Raw genomic sequence first — 19,184 nt, 5'->3', positions numbered from 1 at the left:
TTTCCTCAAAAAATAAGTAGTTTAATAGGATTAAGTGCCTCCTTCCTTTTGGGAAGGTTGGGATGGGCTAGCTAGTTTCCCTCCTTCGGAGGGATTAAGGAAGGCGTTTTACTTAATTAATCGTAAATTTGCAACCTTATTTAAAAAAGTAAAATAATTATTTATGAGTCAAGTAAAAGAAAATGATACGGTAAAAGTACATTACACAGGAAAATTAAGCAACGGTCAAGTTTTTGATAGTTCGTTAGAGAGAGAACCTTTAGAGGTTACTTTAGGACAAGGGATGCTTATTCCAGGTTTTGAAAAAGGTATCGTTGACATGAAATTAAACGAGAAAAAAACAATTACTATTCCCGTGGCAGAAGCTTATGGTGATGTGCAAAAAGAATTGTTCTACGAAGTGAAAAAAGAACAATTGCCGCCAGATATGGCACCTGAGGTTGGTATGGGACTAGCTTCTAAGGGAGAAGATGGTAGAGAAGTACAATTTAGAATAGCCGAAGTTAACGAAGACCATATTATTGCAGATGCGAATCACCCGTTAGCTGGACATGATTTAACGTTCGATTTAGAACTTGTTGAGATAAAATAGAAAGCCCCTCCTAAATCCTCCCCAAATGGGGAGGACTTGCTAACTCTTACGGCATATTATTTTCAAAAAATAATATGCTTTTTTTATGGAGTTAGGTGTCTCTTTCATTTTGGATAAAATCAGTTTTTTTGATGAGCCCTTCATTCGGCAGATTGTTTATCTACTTCAAAGTGGTTAAAGGATAAAAAAACTAAAAACAAACCTAAGAGCCAGCAGACAGGCATTTAATTAATAGTTATCTTAAAATGTAAACTTTAAAAGAATTTCAGTTTATCTTTCGATATTTAAAAACCACTTAATTTCGTTCCTCAAGATCACCCGAACGAGACACATTAACCCTATTTAAATTCAAAGTGCACAATGGCTAATATTTAGTTTAAATAGCATATTGAGCATTAACGAGAAACAAAATGTTTTTTGTTTTGAAGGTGCAAAGCATAGCATTATAGAAATACCCTGATTTTCAAAACATAAAAACTTCGAGTTTAGCCTGTCTTGAGTTGAGCCGAAAGGCTCAGTTTGACAAAAAATTAACCACTTTTCAGACAGCCTCTTTATAATTCTATACGTTTCCTGAGCATCAATTTAATCAGAATTCGTTGTTTTTTCATTTTCTAGATTAGACATATAATACAAACGTTTCAAACTTTTTTTAAGCAGCGTAAATCGATACACGCCAATCACAAAAAATATAATACAGAATACTAATGATGTAATGGCTAAATATTTAAAATTAGGAAAATCCTTTAACTGAAAAAAAGCAATACTGCCCAAAAGCAGATATAAAGACGACCTAATATAAGATAATAAGGTGCGCTCATTTGCCAATCGTGTACGTTCTATGGCGAGGTAATCTCTTAAAATAACCTGTTCGTCTGGCTTAAAATCACGACCAAAACGCAGGAGTTTTATTTTTTTCAATTTTACAGGTGATTTCACAAGATGTTTTTATCTGGTTAAAACTCTAATTTACAAAATTCTATGAAGTTCGTTAAACTTCATCGGTTACAACACACAAGCACAATTCTTAAGTCCTAAGGAATATTTAAATACTTATGCGTTTGAAGTGAAATTTTCCACTTTGGATTTTTCATCACATAATCCACAATTTCCGGCACTACTTTATCGCGTTTGCTCCATTCCGGTTGTAAATATAAAATGCAATCCTTATTTACTTTGGCAGCTTGTTCTTCCGCGAAGCGAAAATCATCCTTATTATAAACAATCACTTTAAGTTCATGTGCTTTTTCGTAAATTTCTTTGGTAGGCAATTTCATTTTTTTTGGTGATAAGCAAATCCAATCCCAAATACCTGTTAATTTATAAGCCCCAGAAGTTTCAATATGTACCTGTAATCCTTCGGCTTTTAGTTGGGTCGTTAAAGGCGTCATGTCCCAAGTTAATGGTTCGCCTCCCGTTACTACAATGGTATCACTATATTTTTTAGCGTTTTCAACAATCTTTGCAGTTTCTGTTGGCGGATGCAGATCGGCATTCCAACTTTCCTTTACATCACACCAATGACAACCAACATCACAGCCACCAATACGCACAAAATAAGCCGCAGTTCCTTTATGGAATCCTTCGCCTTGAATGGTATAAAATTCCTCCATTAAAGGTAACATTTCGCCTTTATTTACTAATGTTTGGATCTCTTTTTTCATAGGTTGGCAAAGATACATAATTACTTTTCTTATCATTAAAAATTTTGATTTACAATTGATTTTTGGTAGATTTGTACTACCCCTAACTTAGAGTAAATTGCCTCAATTTCTCTAAAAAATGAAAAAAATAGCTTTCGTTATAATACTACTATGTGGTTATTTTAGCTTCTCTCAGGTAGGTGTTGGCACAACAAACCCTCACGCTTCGTCTGTCTTACATGTTGAATCTTCCAATAAAGGTGTTTTAACCCCTAGATTAACAACAACCCAACGAAATGGAATCTCAACGCCAGCTAACGGTTTGTTAATTTATAATATCTCTACGAACAGTTTTGAATATAATTCTGGGACACCTGCAGTTCCAAGTTGGAGCGCCCTAAATTCTGGTTCTTCAGTTTACATGGGTAAATTTATAATTACTTCTACTGGGAGCCAGTCAATTACCGGTTTACCTTTTAGTCCGTCCCAAATTAAATTTACTGCGTACGCCAATGTTGAAACTTATAATATCAATGCAGACAACGGTGTGGGCAACAATAATAATACATTCCAAAACGTATTTGGCTCTATGACCGGGTATGCTACCAATTATAGCGGTACTATTGCCCAACAAGTTATATTTAATGGAGGAAATGGAAATTCAATAAACGACATTTCCAGATATGCATCTAGCTCTGGAGCCATAGGTGTAAGATATGCTAACCAAAACGGAAATAGTTTAGGCTTAACAGCGGCTTCAGTTTCCAGCTTTAATAGCGATGGTTTTACAATAAATGTAACGGACCATACCGAGAACATTGTGGTAATCTATGAAGCTTATAGATAATTTTAAAGCATAACCTTATCCCATTTAAAAAGAATTAAGTCCTAAACTTCTTTTTATTCTATTTTCCTGTATTTTTATGCAAAATTGAAGCATATGAGCAACAAGGAAACTTTTTTCAAATACATTACCGATGGCAACACCACAAAAGGCGATTTCATTCCTGTTGGTGCAGCAATGTTAGATGGCGAAACCGTTACTGGCGCACATGTAAAGATACCTTTAAAAACCATGAACCGTCATGGTTTAATTGCTGGTGCAACTGGTACTGGAAAAACAAAATCGTTACAGGTTTTAGCCGAAAATTTAAGTGAAAAAGGTGTGCCGGTGCTGCTAATGGATATTAAAGGCGATTTAAGTGGTTTGGCAAAACCAAGTCCTGGACATGCAAAAATTGACGAACGTCACGAAAAAATTGGTTTGCCCTTTGAAGCCAAAGCATTTCCCGTAGAAGTTTTAACGCTTTCTGAACAAGATGGTGTGCGTTTAAGGGCTACGGTTAGTGAATTTGGCCCTGTTCTTTTATCCCGTATTTTAGATTTAAGTGAAACGCAATCTGGTGTGCTTGCTGTTCTTTTTCAATATTGTGACGATCATAAACTGCCTATTTTAGATCTTAAGGATTTTAAAAAGATTCTACATTACGCCACCAATGAAGGCAAAGCCGAATTTACCGAAGCTTATGGACGAATTTCTACTGCTTCAACTGGTGCTATTCTTCGTAAAATTATAGAATTGGAACAACAAGGTGCTGAATTGTTTTTTGGCGAAACATCTTTTGAAGTGGATGATTTATTAAGAATTGATGAAAACGGACGTGGGTATATCAACATTATCAGACTAACAGATATTCAAGATAGGCCGAAGCTCTTTTCAACTTTTATGCTGAGTTTATTGGCTGAAATTTATTCCACATTTCCTGAACAGGGCGATAGTGGCAGACCAGAACTCATCATATTTATAGACGAAGCACATTTGATATTCAATGAAGCATCAAAAGCACTTTTAAATCAAATTGAAAGCATTGTAAAACTGATTAGAAGTAAAGGTGTCGGTTTATATTTTGTAACCCAAAACCCGACGGATGTCCCCGAAGCTGTTTTGGGACAATTAGGCTTAAAAATACAACATGCCTTAAGAGCATTTACCGCTAAAGATAGAAAAGCTATAAAGCTGACCGCCCAAAACTATCCGGATTCTGAATATTATGACACTTCGGATGTTTTAACTTCCTTAGGAATTGGCGAGGCGTTAGTTTCTGCTTTAGATGAAAAAGGACGCCCTACGCCTCTTGCCGCAACTATGATGCGCGCGCCAATGAGTAGAATGGACGTTTTGAATGAAACGGAATTAGCAGCTTTACTTTCTAAATCGAAATTGGCTAAAAAATACAACGAAACGATAGATAGAGAAAGTGCTTACGAGTTACTCAATGAAAAAATAAAAAAGGCGGAAGCCGAAGAAGCTAAAGAAAAAGCACGACAAGAAAAGGAAGCGCTTAAAAAAGCGGAGTCTAAACAAAGAACAACGGCAACCAGACGCAAAAGCACCCGAATGAATCCTATTGTAAAAGTGTTGACGAGTGCCACTTTTATAAGAAGTGTATTTGGTATTCTTACTAAAGTGATGCGAAAATAATCCCTTTTACGATACATCAAGATTTCCTTAACGAAAGAAAATAAAACTTACAGAACTAATAATTTAATTTTTATGAATAAATCAATAACTTACATACTATTAATAGTGGTACTTTGCGTTGCTTGCAACAAAGCGCAAGACCCATTTCAAATATCTAAGCAACATGTTGGACTGTTAAATGATTCCACCCAAGTGAAAGATTTAGAAACCATTTTCAGTAATGATTCTATTGTAAAGCGTATTGGTGGCGATGAATTTATGGGCAATAAAAATGACATTGAAATCTATGAAAAAACCGGCAAACAGCTTTTGGTGCTAACACCTTCTCAATCCCTAGATTCAACATCCGTTATTGAAACGGTTAGAATTATGGATGAACGCTATAAAACTGATAAAAACATCTCTACCATAAGCACTTTCAAAGATATCTCTAATAGTTATAAAATTTCAAGAATTGATAATTTAATCAATTCTATCGTAATTACTGTAAATAGTATTAATGCAAGTTTTACAATAGATAAAAAAGAATTACCTTCAAACCTGAGGGTTGATATGGATTTAAATATTGAAGCAACACATATTCCCGATAATGCAAAAATCAAGTACTTTTTTATCAACTGGCACTAAAACCAAATTATGAATCCTTTTTTATCTAAAATACTGATTGATGTAGCTCGAAAACAACTCGAAAAAACGAAGATAGACAAACCTATAAGCAAAAAAGAGATTGAACCTTTGGTAAGACGGTTACATGTAGAATTATCACATGCCATCAAAGAATATATTTTTATAGCAATTGGTGTATTTTCAGCTGGTTTTGGTTTAAAGGGTTTTTTATTGCCAAATAGCTTTATTGATGGTGGCGCCACAGGTATTTCTTTACTTCTTGAGAATGTTACGGCGCTAGACCTTAGTGTCCTTTTAATCATTGTTAATGGGCCATTTATCTATTTAGCGTCCAAAACTATTGGGAATAAATTTGCCATAAAGAGCATCATAGCTATTGCATTTTTAGCCATAGTCGTACATTTTGTGGACTATCCTACCATCACAGAAGACAAGTTACTTATTGCTGTTTTTGGTGGATTCTTTTTAGGTTTAGGTATTGGGATGTCCATGAGAGGCGGTAGCGTTATTGATGGCACCGAAGTTTTGGCTATTTATTTAGGAAGAAAACTATCACTTACTATTGGTGATGTGCTCTTGCTTATTAATATTTTAATCTTCTCAGTTGGTGCTTATGTTCTATCTATGGAAACTGCACTTTATGCCATTTTAACATACTTATCTGCTGCAAAAACGGTCGATTTTGTTGTTGATGGTGTTGAAGAATATGTTGGCGTTACCATTATTTCAAACAAGCATAAAGAAATGAGAATAATGCTTACCCAAAAGCTAAGACGCGCTTGCACTATCTATGCAGGAAGAGGTGGTTACGGGTCAAGCGGAGAAAGCTATGACAAAGACATTATTTATACGATTGTAACCCGTTTAGAACTTGCTAAACTACAAACCGAAATTGATAAAATTGATAGGAATGCTTTTGTGGTTATGGGTGTCGTAAAAGATTTAAAAGGCGGCATGATTAAGAAAAAACCATTAAAAAACCAGCATTAAATAAATTATTAAGGATTCTGAGTTTTGGAATTTAAAACTTGGAATTTGGAATTTGAAGAATAATATATGTCTCAAAAAAAATATACCATTCAAAATAATCCTTTTGTTGTTCCAACATCAGATGGAAAGATAATTGAAGAACATTTTGGAAATGCTACAGACGGTAATTCTAAAATAAGTATCGCCCACATGAAAGCACCTGCTGGATGGAGCGAACCTTTTCAAACACCAGAATTTGACGAATACACTTTTGTCATTCGAGGCAAAAAACAATTTATTATTGAAGATGAAATTATTGTTTTAGAAGCTGGTCAATCTATTAAAATTGAAAAAAATACCAGAGTACAATATTCCAATCCGTTTACAGAAATGTGTGAATATTTGGCTATTTGCACACCAGCTTTTTCTATGGATTTAGTAAATAGGGAAGATTAAATGAATGACAATCTTACCAAATTCGTTGGGGCTTCCATAAATTTTATAAGCTACATCTCCCCTGCCTACGCAGCCAAATTAGCTGTTCGCTTATTCTCGACACCCCGTGATGCCAAACTGGATGAAGAAGCTATCTCCTATTTAAAAGATGCCAATCAAGAAGATATTACATACAATGGTTTTAAAATAAAGACATACCATTGGAAAGGTAGCAAAGAGACCATTTTATTGGTACATGGCTGGGACAGTAATTCTTTTAGATGGAAAGATTTAATAGAACTTTTAAAACAAAAAGACTACAACGTCATGTCTATCGATGGACCTGCACATGGTGCTTCGGGCAATAAAATATTTAATGCGCCTCTCTATTCTGAATGCCTTAAGGTGGTGATCTCAAAATTTAAGCCTAATATTATTATTGGTCACTCCGTAGGTGGCACAGCTTGTGCTATCGCACTAGAGAACCATGAGCTTCCTTCTGTAGAAAAAATAGTTTTGTTAGGAGCACCTTCAAATCTTGCCATATCCGTTGGGAATTACGTGAATATGATGAAGTATAACAGTAGGGTTGTAAAAGCTATAGATGCTTATTATTTGAAGCATTTCAACCATTTGCCGGAACACTATTGTGTTGAAAATTTTTATAGCAATATTCAAATCAAAGGCTTGATCATCCACGATAAAAAGGATAAAATTATTTCTTATAAAGAGGCTTTGGATATTCATCGTGCGTATAAAAATTCTACCTTAATTAAAACCATTGGTTCAGGACACAGGCTTAAATCTAATAAAGTTTACCAACATATTTTAGACTTTTTAAACGCATAACTTCGTATTTTTGAACCATGGCAGACGTAAAACTAAAACGTATCAATAAATTTTTAAGTGAAGTTGGGTATTGCTCAAGACGAGAAGCCGATAAACTTATAGAAGCTGGTAGAGTAACGATAAATGGCATTGTTCCAGAAATGGGAACAAAAATAGCTCCAGATGACAGCGTTGCCGTTGATGGCGAAACTATAAAAAACACCAACGATCCTTTTGTTTATTTAGCTTTCAATAAACCCGTTGGTATTGTTTGTACTACGGATACTTCAGTTGAAAAAGATAATATCATTGATTTTATAAAATATCCAAAACGTATTTTTCCTATCGGAAGATTGGATAAACCAAGTGAAGGTTTAATTTTATTGACCGATGATGGTGATATCGTCAATAAGATTCTGCGTGCCAGCAATAATCACGAAAAAGAATATATTGTAACGGTTGATAAACCAATTTCCCAAACTTTTATTCAACGTATGGAAGGCGGCATTCCTCTTGCAGATTTAAATAAAACCACTAAAAAATGTAAAGTCGAAAAACTGGGCACATACAAATTCAAAATTATTTTAACGCAAGGTCTGAACAGACAAATTCGACGTATGTGCGATTATTTGAATTATGAGGTACAAACCTTAAAACGTGTCAGGATTATGAACATTAAAATAGATATGCCAGTTGGGGAATATCGCGAACTCACAAAAGAAGAATTTAAGGAATTGAATACGCTTTTGGAAGACAGCACAAAAACATTTCTAAAAAACAACACTAAGAAAAGCACAAGGTAAATTAGAACACTTATACCAAAATAGCATCAAAATGTCGCATTTTACACCTTTTCACATAGCAATACCTGTTTCCAATTTAGAGAAGTGCAGATTATTTTATCGTGATATTTTGGGTTGTGAGGAAGGTAGAAGCAGCAACCATTGGGTAGATTTTAATTTCTTCGGACACCAACTAGTCATTCACTATAAACCAAAGGAAAACACATCGAGTTTGGCTACTAATCCTGTAGATGGGAAAGACGTTCCTATCCCTCATTTTGGGGTTGTTTTACCTTGGGATGTGTTTCACACTTTCGCTGAGGATTTAAAACATAAAAACATAAAATTTGTTATTGAGCCTTACATAAGATTTGAAGGCTTAGCGGGAGAACAAGCTACTATGTTTTTTTATGATCCTTCTGGAAATGCCTTGGAGTTTAAGGCTTTTAAGGACATGTCTCAATTATTTGCTAAATAATAAGAGCTACATCATATCTGCAAAAAACACAGCATTCATTAGCAATTTATTAGTGCCATACCAAAATCCCCTAAAATTTGTATTGTCTGTGAAAACAACCACTTTTCCACTACCTAACTTTTTTATTTGGAAAGGAACAGTTTCTTTAAGAACCTCTAAATTTGGCTTTGAAATATAACCACTTAAAAGTGGATTCTTAGTATATTTTATGGGATTATTATAGCTGGAACTATCTGGTTTAATAAAGATTTTCGTTTTTCTAAACATCGGTAATTTATCATTTGAAAAACCAAAATTTATAGGATGGGATCTATCTAATTCAGTTTCAAAAATAGCACCTCCAATATTTTGAGCACCCTTAAAATCTGCTTTCTCCTCAAAACTCACATGTTTAGCTTCAACCTTTGCTTCGACATACTCCAATTTTATAAACTCGTTTGACGATAACCATTTTACCGCATTTTTATAGCCTATAATTGTGCCTCCACTTTTTACCCATGCTTTTAGTTTATCTACCGTGTTTTTATCTAATTTCATTTTTGAGCTAGGGACAATAATGGTTGTATATTTTGAAAGATCCACCCTTCTTAATAAAATCACATCTAATTTTGTAAGATGCATTTGATAACGCTGATCAAATAAATGCCAAACTTCTCCTGCATCATAAGAAGTAATACCATTTCCAACCAATAATGCAACCTTGGGTCTTTCTATTTTTTTAAACTGTGAACTCCCTAAATCTATACCTTGAGTTAACCCTGTATTAACACCAACTATTTTTACATGACTCTCTTCTGCAACTTGATTTAAAAAGGTGAATAGTTCGTTCTCATTCAAATTTTGATTTTGAACTGAAATTAAAATAGTTCCGTAATCAAACGCATTATTGTTTAATGAAAACGGCTGCATACCAACTTTAACTCGTAATCCTTTTTCCAGCATTTTACTTAATGCCTTAGGCGTATAATATTCATGCCATTGCATCAAGTAGGCATAATTACTTTTAGCAGAAACAAATCCTTTTTTAAGCTTTAAATCTTGGACTAACTCGCCAACATTTGATGTAGATTTTAATTCAGCATAGTCTAAATTGAATGCTAATGGGTAAGTCCATGCAGAAATATCATAAAACAAACTATCAGAAAACGTCGTTCTTTTTTCAAACATTGCCTTGATTATCGTGCTTCTTGTTTGCTGTGTTGGAACAATAAAACTTGTTTCCCTTTTAAATGTCTTACGGTTTATAGTGATATCTGCATTTGGTTTGTGAAATTTAATATTATGACGCTTTAATATTTCAGCTAAATGATAGGTTTTGGCCGCATCACTTTCATCTCCAAATACAATAGCCTTTATGCTGTTTTTTGAATTTTCTTGTCGTTCATTTATAAAAAATTCCTTTTGATAGTTCAATAATTTTACGCGCATGTCTTTACCTGCTTGGAGGGTTGACAAAGCCGTTTTAAATTGATTTCTAATCGTAAACGGAAACGTTAATTTACCATTTATAGTTTCCTGAACATGACCTCTTGAACTTGCTTGCTCAAATAAAATCCCAATGGCTCCATTGATGTCCGGGAAAGTAGAGCCCTTTCCGTAATAGTAATCATCATAACGCTCTTCGGTAAAATATAAAGATCCTATCTCATTTAATGCTTTAGCATGGTAATTCCCAATTTCTTTGGTTAAAACCTGATTCGCTTTGGGTGTTAATGGATGCACTCTAGATTGAACTCCGGGTTGAAAAAAGTATGTAGAATTAGTGCTCATTTCATGATGGTCTGTTAAAATATTGGGCATCCATTTATTGTATGTTTCAATTCGGATTCTAGATTCTGGTAATTGCGCAGGTAACCAATCTCTATTTAAGTCAAACCAATAATGGTTCGTTCTTCCTTTTGGCCAACCTTCGTGATATTCCCTATCGTTAGCATCACCATTTTGGTTTTCACTTTTATTCATATTTACCCAAGACGCAAAGCGCTGTACACCATCGGGATTTAAAGCGGGGTCTAATAATATGACCGTATTTTTTAATAATTCGTCAATTTCAGAACCTTGTGCAGCTGCTAAATAATAGGCTAATAACAAACTTGCATTAACGCCACTAGCCTCATTGCCATGTACTGAAAACCCTTGATACACAACTAATGGCATCGTTTGAATATTTAATTTATCACTACTTGAATCCATTAATTTTAAATGTTTCAACCTGATGTTTTCAATGTTTTGGTGGTTTTCAGGTGACGTTATGGTAAGTAATATTAAAGGTCTGCCTTCAAATGTTTTACCAAGGTTTTCAATGGTAATTCTATCGGAAACGTTAGCTAAGGCTTTCATGTATTCGACCAACTTATCATGGGTTACATGCCATTCTCCAACAGGATGACCAAGAACACTTTCCGGTGTTGGAATAGCCGCATTATACTGAACATCTTGAGGTAAATGATATGCTAATTCAAATTGATTTTGAGCTTTTAGTAGCGCTACAACAAAAACGAGTAAAACGAACAAGTAATTTTTCATGAGGTTTTATTATAAAATATTACAAGTACACGACAAAAAATACAATGGAAGGCTAAATGTAGGTCTAAGCGCAGTCGAAGACATTAGGGATTCTAATTTTTATGGCATTTCGATTGCGCTACCATTGACAGATTTGTTAAATAATTTAAAATCAAGCATTTAATGAAATGTCATTTTTACCGCTTGAAAATTTTTTTTCTCGGGTCTCAATGAGATATTTTATTTTTTGTCATGTACTAAAAAAATATTATTAAAAATACAACTTTATTCTATCACAAAGTATTTAAAAACCTAGTACAAAATTTACGAAGTAACAACTTTACGCTATTTCTTCCTTCTTTCAACTACATAAAAAGGCAAATAAATCAATAAAAAATACGGAATCACTACTATTTGAGCAAGTATAACATACCATGGCCATGCTCCAAAATAATCTAAAAGTGATGCTGATTCAGGCTTTTCATTTAAATAAAAATAGTTCGCATCTAAAAGATAGTTTCCCAAAATCATTAGGATGACATAAAGCTGTAAGGCTAAAAAAGACTTAAAAACACTCTTTAGTTTTGGACGCATATTAAATACAAAAGTCGCATAAAAAATAACTGTCAATAATCCTAAATGCACAATCCAATATCTGAAAAAATCAAAACTAGGAAATCCTTCTGCAATATCTGGAGTGATCACCCCCTGAAAAGTTCCCGCTATAATCCAAAACAGCAAAATTTCATACATCCATAATTTTCTGTAATGTGTAAAGATCGGGATTAGCAATCCCAATAAACTACAGAGGTATAAGGGCAAATCTGTAGCAACATCATAATTTCCTTTTAATATATAGTAAATATGAAAAACTAAAACTGAGAGACTTATAAACCAAGCTACCAAATGAATGGCTAATTCTTGTTGTTTCTTATGTAATTTATACTTTGCAAAGTTTATAAAAACCACACAAAATAATAGTGCCACAACTATTGGAATCAAATGCTGCAAACTACCAACGGCAACTCTAGCGCATAAAAAAATTGCATCAAAACTAAAAAAGTCCATGATGCAATTTAATTAATTCTATTTGATATTTATTGATTGTGTCTTTCTCTGGCAAGTAAGGTGTTTTTTAATAACATCGCAATCGTCATTGGTCCTACACCACCTGGAACTGGTGTAATAAAACTTGCTTTTTGACTCACACTTTCAAAGTGTACATCTCCCGCTAATCGGTAACCGTTCTTTTTGGTAGCATCTGGAACACGAGTAATTCCAACATCAATAATCACTACATCTTCCTTAACCATATCTCCAGTTAAAAATTCTGAAATCCCAATGGCAGCAACAATAATATCTGCTTCTCTGGTAATGTCCTCTAGATTTTTAGAACGACTATGAACAACTGTTACCGTTGCATCTCCAGCTTTTCGTTTCTGGCTCATTAAAATACTCATAGGGCGACCAACAATATGGCTTCTTCCCATAACCACCACTTTTTTACCTGAGGTTTCAATTTGATAACGCTCCAATAACTCCATGATTCCATATGGTGTTGCCGGCAAAAATGTTGGTAAATCTAAAGCCATTCTCCCAACGTTTGTAGGATGGAAACCATCTACGTCCTTATCAGGGTCAACAGCCATTAACACCTTTTGCTCATCAATTTGTTCCGGCAAAGGTAACTGTACGATGAACCCATCTATATCATCGTTCGTGTTTAACTCGTGTATTTTTTCCAGTAATTCTTCGTCGGAAGTATATTCGGGCAGTTCAATTAAGGTAGATTTAAAACCGATACGCTCACAGGCTTTAACTTTGGCGTTTACGTAAGTCATACTTGCACCATCAGAACCAACAAGGATTGCAGCCAAATGCGGTACTTTTTCTCCTTTTGAAATCATTGAAGTTACATGTTCGGCGATTTCGTTTTTGATGTCGTTGCTTACTTTTTTACCATCTAGGATTGTCATTATAAATAGTTTTCAGTCGCAGTCGCGGTCGCAGTTCTTACTCTGCCGACTTACTCATGCGCTTTATTAGTTTTTAGTTTAAGTCGCAGTTCTTACTCTAGCGACTTACTGTTGTTCTTTTAGTTTTCAGTTTTCACTCCAAATTTACCTGGATTGTTAATCATGTAATTTATTAGCTTCCCAATTTCTTTTCCTTCTGCTAAACATTTTGAATAATCATCAGATGAAATGTATTTACAAGCTAGTGCAAAATCTAACCATGTACTTGTTTCAGAATTCTCGCCATCTGCATCCGTAAGCTTACTTATAAAATGTTTAGGATATCTTCTTTTTCTATATGCTTCTGATATATTTGCGCAAACAGAACGAGAACTTCTTCTTATTTGGTCTGTTAAAGAATAGGTTTCTTCTTTCGGAAAAGATTTTGATATATCAAAAATTGTCATTGATAAATCAAATGCTTTTTTGTAGGCCAATAAATCCTTAAAATCCATAAACTTCTGAAAACTGAGACTGAGACTGAGACTGAGACTGTAAACTAAACATTAACGCATATTCTTCATCATCTGCATCATCTTTTTACCGCCACCACCTTGCATCATTTTCATCATTTTGCTCATTTGGTTGAATTGCTTCAACAATTGATTGACTTCTTGTACCGTAGAACCAGATCCATTTGCAATTCGCTTTTTTCTACTGGCATTAAGTACTGATGGATTTGTACGTTCTTTTGGTGTCATAGAATGGATGATGGCCTCAATACCTTTAAAGGCATCGTCGTCGATATCAACATTTTTCATCATTTTTCCAGCTCCGGGAATCATGCCGACGAGGTCTTTCATGTTCCCCATTTTCTTGATTTGCTGAATTTGTTTCAAGAAATCATCAAACCCGAATTGGTTTTTAGCGATTTTCTTTTGAAGTTTACGAGCTTCTACTTCATCAAACTGTTCTTGGGCACGTTCAACAAGAGATACCACATCTCCCATTCCCAAAATACGGTCGGCCATACGAGATGGATAGAACACATCAATCGCTTCCATCTTCTCCCCTGTACCAATAAATTTAATAGGCTTATCAACTACGGATTTAATTGAAATAGCTGCACCGCCACGCGTATCTCCATCTAATTTTGTTAAGATGACCCCGTCAAAATTTAAGATATCGTTAAAGGCTTTTGCAGTATTAACAGCATCCTGACCTGTCATAGAATCTACAACAAATAGTGTTTCTTGCGGCTGAATGGCTTTATGGATGTTAGAAATCTCGGTCATCATCGCTTCATCTACCGCTAAACGACCGGCGGTATCTATAATAACCACATTATGTCCGTTTGCCTTTGCATGCGCAATCCCTGCTTGCGCTATAGCCACAGGATCGTTATTTCCCTTATCACTAAAAACCTCAACATTTATTTGATCTCCAACAATATGTAATTGATCGATTGCTGCTGGACGATACACATCACAGGCAACCAATAAAGGTTTTTTAGTCTTTTTATTTTTTAAATAATTGGCAAGCTTACCAGAAAATGTTGTTTTACCAGAACCTTGCAAACCAGACATTAAAATAACACTTGGTGTTCCAGACAAATCCAAACCTTCGGCATCGCCCCCCATTAATTCGGTAAGTTCGTCCTTAACAATTTTAACCATTAATTGCCCAGGCTGCAACGTAGTCAATACGTTTTGTCCAAGTGCTTTTTCCTTTACCCTTACAGTAAATTCTTTGGCTATTTTAAAGTTAACATCGGCATCCAGCAACGCACGTCTTACTTCTTTTAAGGTTTCGGCTACGTTTACTTCTGTAATACTGCCGTGTCCTTTAAGAACGTGTAAGGCTTTATCTAATTTTTCGCTTAAATTATTAAACATAGTTTTTCAAGTATTCAGTAAGCAGTCTGCTTATATGATTGATTTTAAAGGTGCAAAAATAACGAAATATTTTGTTTTTCATGGCTTGAATTTTGCTTTTACTTAAACTTGTTTCATTGCATGGCTAAGTAGATTTTAACGCCTTATTCTGAAAATTAATAGTTGTTGTAAATTGTATTGAGGGTTTACAGGGTTTAATTTTTTTTAATATTGATTGTTTTGGTTTGCTTCAAATTAATACATAGCTTTATTTTGTAAAATTTTTCAACTACCTTCGTTTAATATAAGATATAAAACGATTGTATATCCGCATATCCGCGAAACATTGTAAGTAATTTGAAAAACATCACGATTGAAATTTAAAATCCCATTTAATAAAGAAACTTACTTAAACCAAGTTAAGTTAATTATTCCTATCGTTTATTCCGATTTAAAAAGACGAATAAGCCACTATGGACTGCAAGTCCATAGAAAAGCCCACAGCGAGGTACGAGCCAGAAGAAAACAGTTCTGATTTTGATTCAAAAACCTCGTTTTCAACAAATCTATCACAGGCCTGAGAGTTTTATCTTTGTATTTATCAAAAAGTGTAACAGCGTCACACTAATTTAAAACAACACTTAATGCAAAGCTTACCCAAAAACAAAGAGCACAAAGAACTGTTAAACAAAATCGGCTCATCGTTCTTAAAAGCAAGGCAGAAGGCTATTAAAGCAATAAACGCAGAGCTTACTCTTTCTAATTGGAATACAGGTAAATATATTGTTGAATACGAACAAAAAGGCAATATAAAAGCTGAGTATGGAAAAGAATTGCTAGACCTACTTTCAAAGGACTTACCCCTAGTGCTCGTTTGTAACGAGTACCGTATTGAGTAAATTAAAATAATATACTATTTGAAATAAATGTACAATATGGCTATATTCAGAAACAATTTGCTTAAAACATAATTTATGATACTCGTTACAAACGAGCACCAGCAATCTTAAATTATATTAAAAAAAAGTAAACATTTATTATATAGAATTTTAAGATGAAAAAAACTCCTCAGGTAAAAAATAAATTTTCAGCTATAACAGAACTTAGCAAATACACTCGCGTTAGAGATTGAAACGGCATCCTTTTGCTTTTACATTAAATTGTCTAAGAACTTTTGTTGAAGCTAAACATTTGTTAGTGGGTTCCTGCCTTCGCAGTAATGACAAAAGCATAAGATATAGTGAAAAGCTCGACCCCTTTTCGGGATTAACCTGCCTGCCGGCAAAGGCAGGTTCAACCATCAAACTTGAGTACGTTTTTTCAAAACTTCTCAAATTTGGGTTTCACTAAAAAAAAGGCTGCTAAATTAAATTTAGCAGCCTTAACAAAGCCCATCTTATTTTTATCAACCTACAAACCGAAACGTTAAGATGACCTTTTATTAACCAAAAGCAATAAGTTATTTCTATAAAATTATTTATTTAGATTCCCGTTTGCACCGGAATGACAATTTCAATAGAAACCTCGAGACAGAGCCTCGAGGAGTTTCCTTTTAATTATTCTTTCTTTTCCAATACTAATATGCGTTCTATACCTCCGTTAGCGTTTAAATCTTTCAATTCAATTCTATTGGGCTTAATCTCCTTGATTCTCCATCTGTGGTTTAACTCACTAAAGGGTTGTGAATCTCTTCCAAAATATAACCCTAGGTGCAGGCCATCGTTTCTATAAGCCAACCAAGAACCGGCACTAGTACCATTATTTGGATCTGTCACTTTTACTCTTCCAGTTTCTATGAAGTTAAGTGAGTACCCTTTAAAGTTTTCGGTAGGGTCTATGACATGTATTAACCCGTCATCATATTTAGCTACTTCCCATTCTCCAGAGACAAGTATCTTTTCAACATAATTCAAATCATCATCAATATCAGGGCAATGTCTCTCTAAAATCATCTTATTGTTAGCGTTAGACAGTTTGATCACATCTTCTTCCAAGAATGTAATTAACCACTCTAACTTTAAATCTGGTCTTCCTTCAAGGTTTATTCTTAAACCAATCCCGATGTTTTTGACTAGAATTTCATATGTACCTTCAACCAATTCACCGTTTACTCTGATTTTTACTTTATTTCCTCCATAGAATTTTAAAGGTGTGCCAATATAATCTTTCTCGTTATCGGCACCGTTAACACTCAATCGTGCAACTCTCCATAAACATTCCTGTAGATATTTTTGAACACGTTCCTTGGTATGGTCAACAATCACATCACAGTTTCGTTTTAAGATAATTTTATTACCACCAGCTTCATAAATCTTTATTTTTCCTTCTTCAATTTCGTAAACAAACCACTCTAAAGTAAAGTCTGTTAATGATTCAAATTTCATCTTAATTAAAGCACCTCTATCTCCAACTCTAGTACTCCAAGTACCTGTTAAGATATCGCCATTTCTAGCACGCATGGTAACAACACCTTCTTCTTTAAAGTTAAGTGCATACTCTCCGTATTTATCTGTTAAACTGTTATTTTGTCTTTTGAATTCATACACTACCCAAGGACATTTCTTTAAATATTCGTCTAAACGTTCTTTGGTAAAATCGTCGTCGTTATGATCGTTATCATCATCTTCATCACAAGCGTCTTTAGCGTCCTTAATTGTTCTTGCCAATTCTATATTATTGTTTACCTCAACAGTAGTACCATCGGCCAACACCATAGTTACAGGGAAGTTAAGGCTTGCAAAAACTTCAGAATTTTTTACACGTTTAATGAATTTGTGTAATTGTCTATCGTTTTCAATTTCAACAACATTGATGATTTGAAACTCTCCATTGTAAACCGAAAAAGAAATTGGGTATTGAAAATCGATACATTCTATATCGTCATCCTCTTCATTTTCGCCTTTACATTCGGCAACAAAAGCAGCTAATTCTTCAGCATTGCTTATGACGATTTCATCATGTTCTGAATTAATAATAGTGATCGGGAAAATAATATCCAGTCGATCGTCGTCGTCATCAAATTCATCATAAATCTTTTCGATCAATTTGTAATCGGCTTTAGAATTGATTCTAATTTCAAGTCCGCGAACTTTAACAACAACAGGTAATTTAATTGACAAACAACTCGCTCTATCGATAATGTTGTCATCAGATCCGTCCATTTTAGAGGCGGAACTAATAAAAGCAGTTAGTTCGGAATCTGCTACAAGAGCTTCAGCCTCATTAGGAGGAGTAATGTCAACTCTCTCCTCCTGACACGAGGTGAACAGTAATAAGGCAAAAAAAGGTACTAATAAAAATTTAAGATAAGTTTTCATGGTATTATGTTTTTGGGTTAAACAAAGCATTTTATTATAAAACAGCTAAACTTTAAAAACTCCTACCCCCGATTTAAAAAAAATCAAAAAATAAAAATTCCAAATTCTAAAAAATAAATTCCAAAAACGCTATTTTAGAGGCATCAACTGCCAATACATATGAGCAAACCGCTACATGAAAATATTTGTGAGGAACGTTTATTTTCTTCAATATTTAATAAACACTCTAAAGATTTACACAATTTTCTATATTATAAGTATGGGGATTTATTAAACCCGAAGGATAAAGTACAGGAAGCTTTTGTGAAATTATGGCAAAACTGTGCAAAGATTTCTCCAGATAAAGCAAAGAGTTTTGTGTTTACCACTGCCAATAATTTAATGCTGAATGAAGTGGCGCATCAAAAAGTAGTGTTGAAGCACCAACAGACCAAACCGAAACATTACACCAATGAAAGTCCTGAATTTTTAATGCAGGAAAGCGAGTATAATGATAAATTACAAAAAGCACTCGCAAATTTAACCGAAGCACAACGGGTTGCTTTTATGATGAACCGCGTTGAAGGGAAACGTTTTAAGGAAATTGCTGCATTGTTGGATATTTCTACCAAAGCGGTTGAAAAACGTATTTATGGGGCTTTAGCGAAGTTGCGGAAAGATATTGAGGAACTTTAGAAAAAAAGGACGGAAGACTGAA

19 protein-coding genes are annotated in these 19,184 nt (G+C 34.3%); 11 read left to right on the top strand and 8 right to left on the bottom strand.

Annotation, left to right across the window (positions count from 1 at the left end; translation table 11 throughout):
* The first annotated feature begins 163 nt into the window (after positions 1 to 163).
* A complete protein-coding gene (locus ABXQ82_RS04810; RefSeq protein WP_367055673.1) occupies positions 164 to 592 on the top strand; it encodes a peptidylprolyl isomerase in 429 nt (142 codons plus the stop codon).
* Between the two features lie 585 nt (positions 593 to 1,177).
* Here the strand turns inward: ABXQ82_RS04810 and ABXQ82_RS04805 are convergent.
* Positions 1,178 to 1,513 (bottom strand): DUF202 domain-containing protein, encoded by a 336-nt coding sequence (locus ABXQ82_RS04805; protein ID WP_367055670.1) that lies wholly within the window; start codon positions 1,511 to 1,513, stop codon positions 1,178 to 1,180.
* A gap of 113 nt (positions 1,514 to 1,626) precedes the next feature.
* Positions 1,627 to 2,256, bottom strand: a complete 630-nt coding sequence (locus tag ABXQ82_RS04800; RefSeq protein WP_367055667.1) for a 7-carboxy-7-deazaguanine synthase QueE — start codon at positions 2,254 to 2,256, stop codon at positions 1,627 to 1,629.
* A 118-nt stretch (positions 2,257 to 2,374) separates the two neighbouring features.
* On the opposite strand from ABXQ82_RS04800, the gene ABXQ82_RS04795 reads away from it, so the two are divergent.
* The 8 genes from ABXQ82_RS04795 to ABXQ82_RS04760 all read left to right on the top strand — a co-directional run bounded on the left by ABXQ82_RS04795 (position 2,375) and on the right by ABXQ82_RS04760 (position 8,836).
* Positions 2,375 to 3,082: a hypothetical protein gene (locus tag ABXQ82_RS04795; protein ID WP_367055664.1), complete on the top strand. Its 708-nt coding sequence runs from the start codon at positions 2,375 to 2,377 to the stop codon at positions 3,080 to 3,082.
* Positions 3,083 to 3,175: 93 nt separating this feature from the next.
* Positions 3,176 to 4,717: a helicase HerA-like domain-containing protein gene (locus tag ABXQ82_RS04790; RefSeq protein WP_367055661.1), complete on the top strand. Its 1,542-nt coding sequence runs from the start codon at positions 3,176 to 3,178 to the stop codon at positions 4,715 to 4,717.
* 72 nt (positions 4,718 to 4,789) lie between these two features.
* Entirely contained in the window at positions 4,790 to 5,344 is a 555-nt protein-coding gene (locus ABXQ82_RS04785; RefSeq protein WP_367055658.1) for a hypothetical protein, read from the top strand.
* A 9-nt stretch (positions 5,345 to 5,353) separates the two neighbouring features.
* Positions 5,354 to 6,334, top strand: a complete 981-nt coding sequence (locus ABXQ82_RS04780; RefSeq protein WP_367055655.1) for a YitT family protein — start codon at positions 5,354 to 5,356, stop codon at positions 6,332 to 6,334.
* A 66-nt stretch (positions 6,335 to 6,400) separates the two neighbouring features.
* Positions 6,401 to 6,769: a cupin domain-containing protein gene (locus tag ABXQ82_RS04775; protein ID WP_367055652.1), complete on the top strand. Its 369-nt coding sequence runs from the start codon at positions 6,401 to 6,403 to the stop codon at positions 6,767 to 6,769.
* Positions 6,770 to 7,597: an alpha/beta hydrolase gene (locus tag ABXQ82_RS04770; protein WP_367055649.1), complete on the top strand. Its 828-nt coding sequence runs from the start codon at positions 6,770 to 6,772 to the stop codon at positions 7,595 to 7,597.
* Between the two features lie 17 nt (positions 7,598 to 7,614).
* Positions 7,615 to 8,379, top strand: a complete 765-nt coding sequence (locus ABXQ82_RS04765) for a pseudouridine synthase (protein WP_367055646.1) — start codon at positions 7,615 to 7,617, stop codon at positions 8,377 to 8,379.
* A 31-nt stretch (positions 8,380 to 8,410) separates the two neighbouring features.
* Complete coding sequence (locus tag ABXQ82_RS04760) at positions 8,411 to 8,836, top strand: VOC family protein (RefSeq protein ID WP_367055643.1); 426 nt, start codon at positions 8,411 to 8,413, stop codon at positions 8,834 to 8,836.
* Positions 8,837 to 8,842: 6 nt separating this feature from the next.
* On the opposite strand, the gene ABXQ82_RS04755 is transcribed toward ABXQ82_RS04760, so the two are convergent.
* The 5 genes from ABXQ82_RS04755 to ffh all read right to left on the bottom strand — a co-directional run bounded on the left by ABXQ82_RS04755 (position 8,843) and on the right by ffh (position 15,191).
* Positions 8,843 to 11,362 carry a M14 family metallopeptidase gene (locus ABXQ82_RS04755; RefSeq protein WP_367055640.1) on the bottom strand — a complete coding sequence of 840 codons (2,520 nt, stop codon included), beginning with the start codon at positions 11,360 to 11,362 and terminating at the stop codon, positions 8,843 to 8,845.
* A 324-nt stretch (positions 11,363 to 11,686) separates the two neighbouring features.
* Positions 11,687 to 12,409: a TIGR02206 family membrane protein gene (locus ABXQ82_RS04750; RefSeq protein ID WP_367055637.1), complete on the bottom strand. Its 723-nt coding sequence runs from the start codon at positions 12,407 to 12,409 to the stop codon at positions 11,687 to 11,689.
* A gap of 29 nt (positions 12,410 to 12,438) precedes the next feature.
* Complete coding sequence (gene folD, locus ABXQ82_RS04745; protein WP_367055634.1) at positions 12,439 to 13,317, bottom strand: bifunctional methylenetetrahydrofolate dehydrogenase/methenyltetrahydrofolate cyclohydrolase FolD; 879 nt, start codon at positions 13,315 to 13,317, stop codon at positions 12,439 to 12,441.
* 119 nt (positions 13,318 to 13,436) lie between these two features.
* Positions 13,437 to 13,811: a four helix bundle protein gene (locus tag ABXQ82_RS04740; RefSeq protein ID WP_367055631.1), complete on the bottom strand. Its 375-nt coding sequence runs from the start codon at positions 13,809 to 13,811 to the stop codon at positions 13,437 to 13,439.
* A 51-nt stretch (positions 13,812 to 13,862) separates the two neighbouring features.
* Positions 13,863 to 15,191 carry a signal recognition particle protein gene (ffh, locus tag ABXQ82_RS04735; RefSeq protein WP_367055628.1) on the bottom strand — a complete coding sequence of 443 codons (1,329 nt, stop codon included), beginning with the start codon at positions 15,189 to 15,191 and terminating at the stop codon, positions 13,863 to 13,865.
* 623 nt (positions 15,192 to 15,814) lie between these two features.
* On the opposite strand from ffh, the gene ABXQ82_RS04730 reads away from it, so the two are divergent.
* Entirely contained in the window at positions 15,815 to 16,069 is a 255-nt protein-coding gene (locus ABXQ82_RS04730) for a DUF1016 N-terminal domain-containing protein (RefSeq protein ID WP_367055625.1), read from the top strand.
* A gap of 657 nt (positions 16,070 to 16,726) precedes the next feature.
* Here ABXQ82_RS04730 and ABXQ82_RS04725 read toward each other — a convergent pair.
* The gene (locus ABXQ82_RS04725; protein ID WP_367055622.1) at positions 16,727 to 18,487 is read right to left on the bottom strand and encodes a hypothetical protein; all 1,761 of its coding nucleotides are present in this window, start codon (positions 18,485 to 18,487) and stop codon (positions 16,727 to 16,729) included.
* Positions 18,488 to 18,646: 159 nt separating this feature from the next.
* Between ABXQ82_RS04725 and ABXQ82_RS04720 the strand changes: the two genes are divergently transcribed.
* Positions 18,647 to 19,162 carry an RNA polymerase sigma factor gene (locus ABXQ82_RS04720; RefSeq protein WP_367055619.1) on the top strand — a complete coding sequence of 172 codons (516 nt, stop codon included), beginning with the start codon at positions 18,647 to 18,649 and terminating at the stop codon, positions 19,160 to 19,162.
* The last annotated feature ends 22 nt before the right edge of the window (positions 19,163 to 19,184 follow it).

Source organism: Algibacter sp. 2305UL17-15 (assembly GCF_040720935.1).
Lineage (GTDB): Bacteria > Bacteroidota > Bacteroidia > Flavobacteriales > Flavobacteriaceae > Jejuia.
The sequence above is the reverse complement of the archived record's forward strand: the minus strand, read 5'-3'. Positions and strand labels throughout refer to the sequence as shown.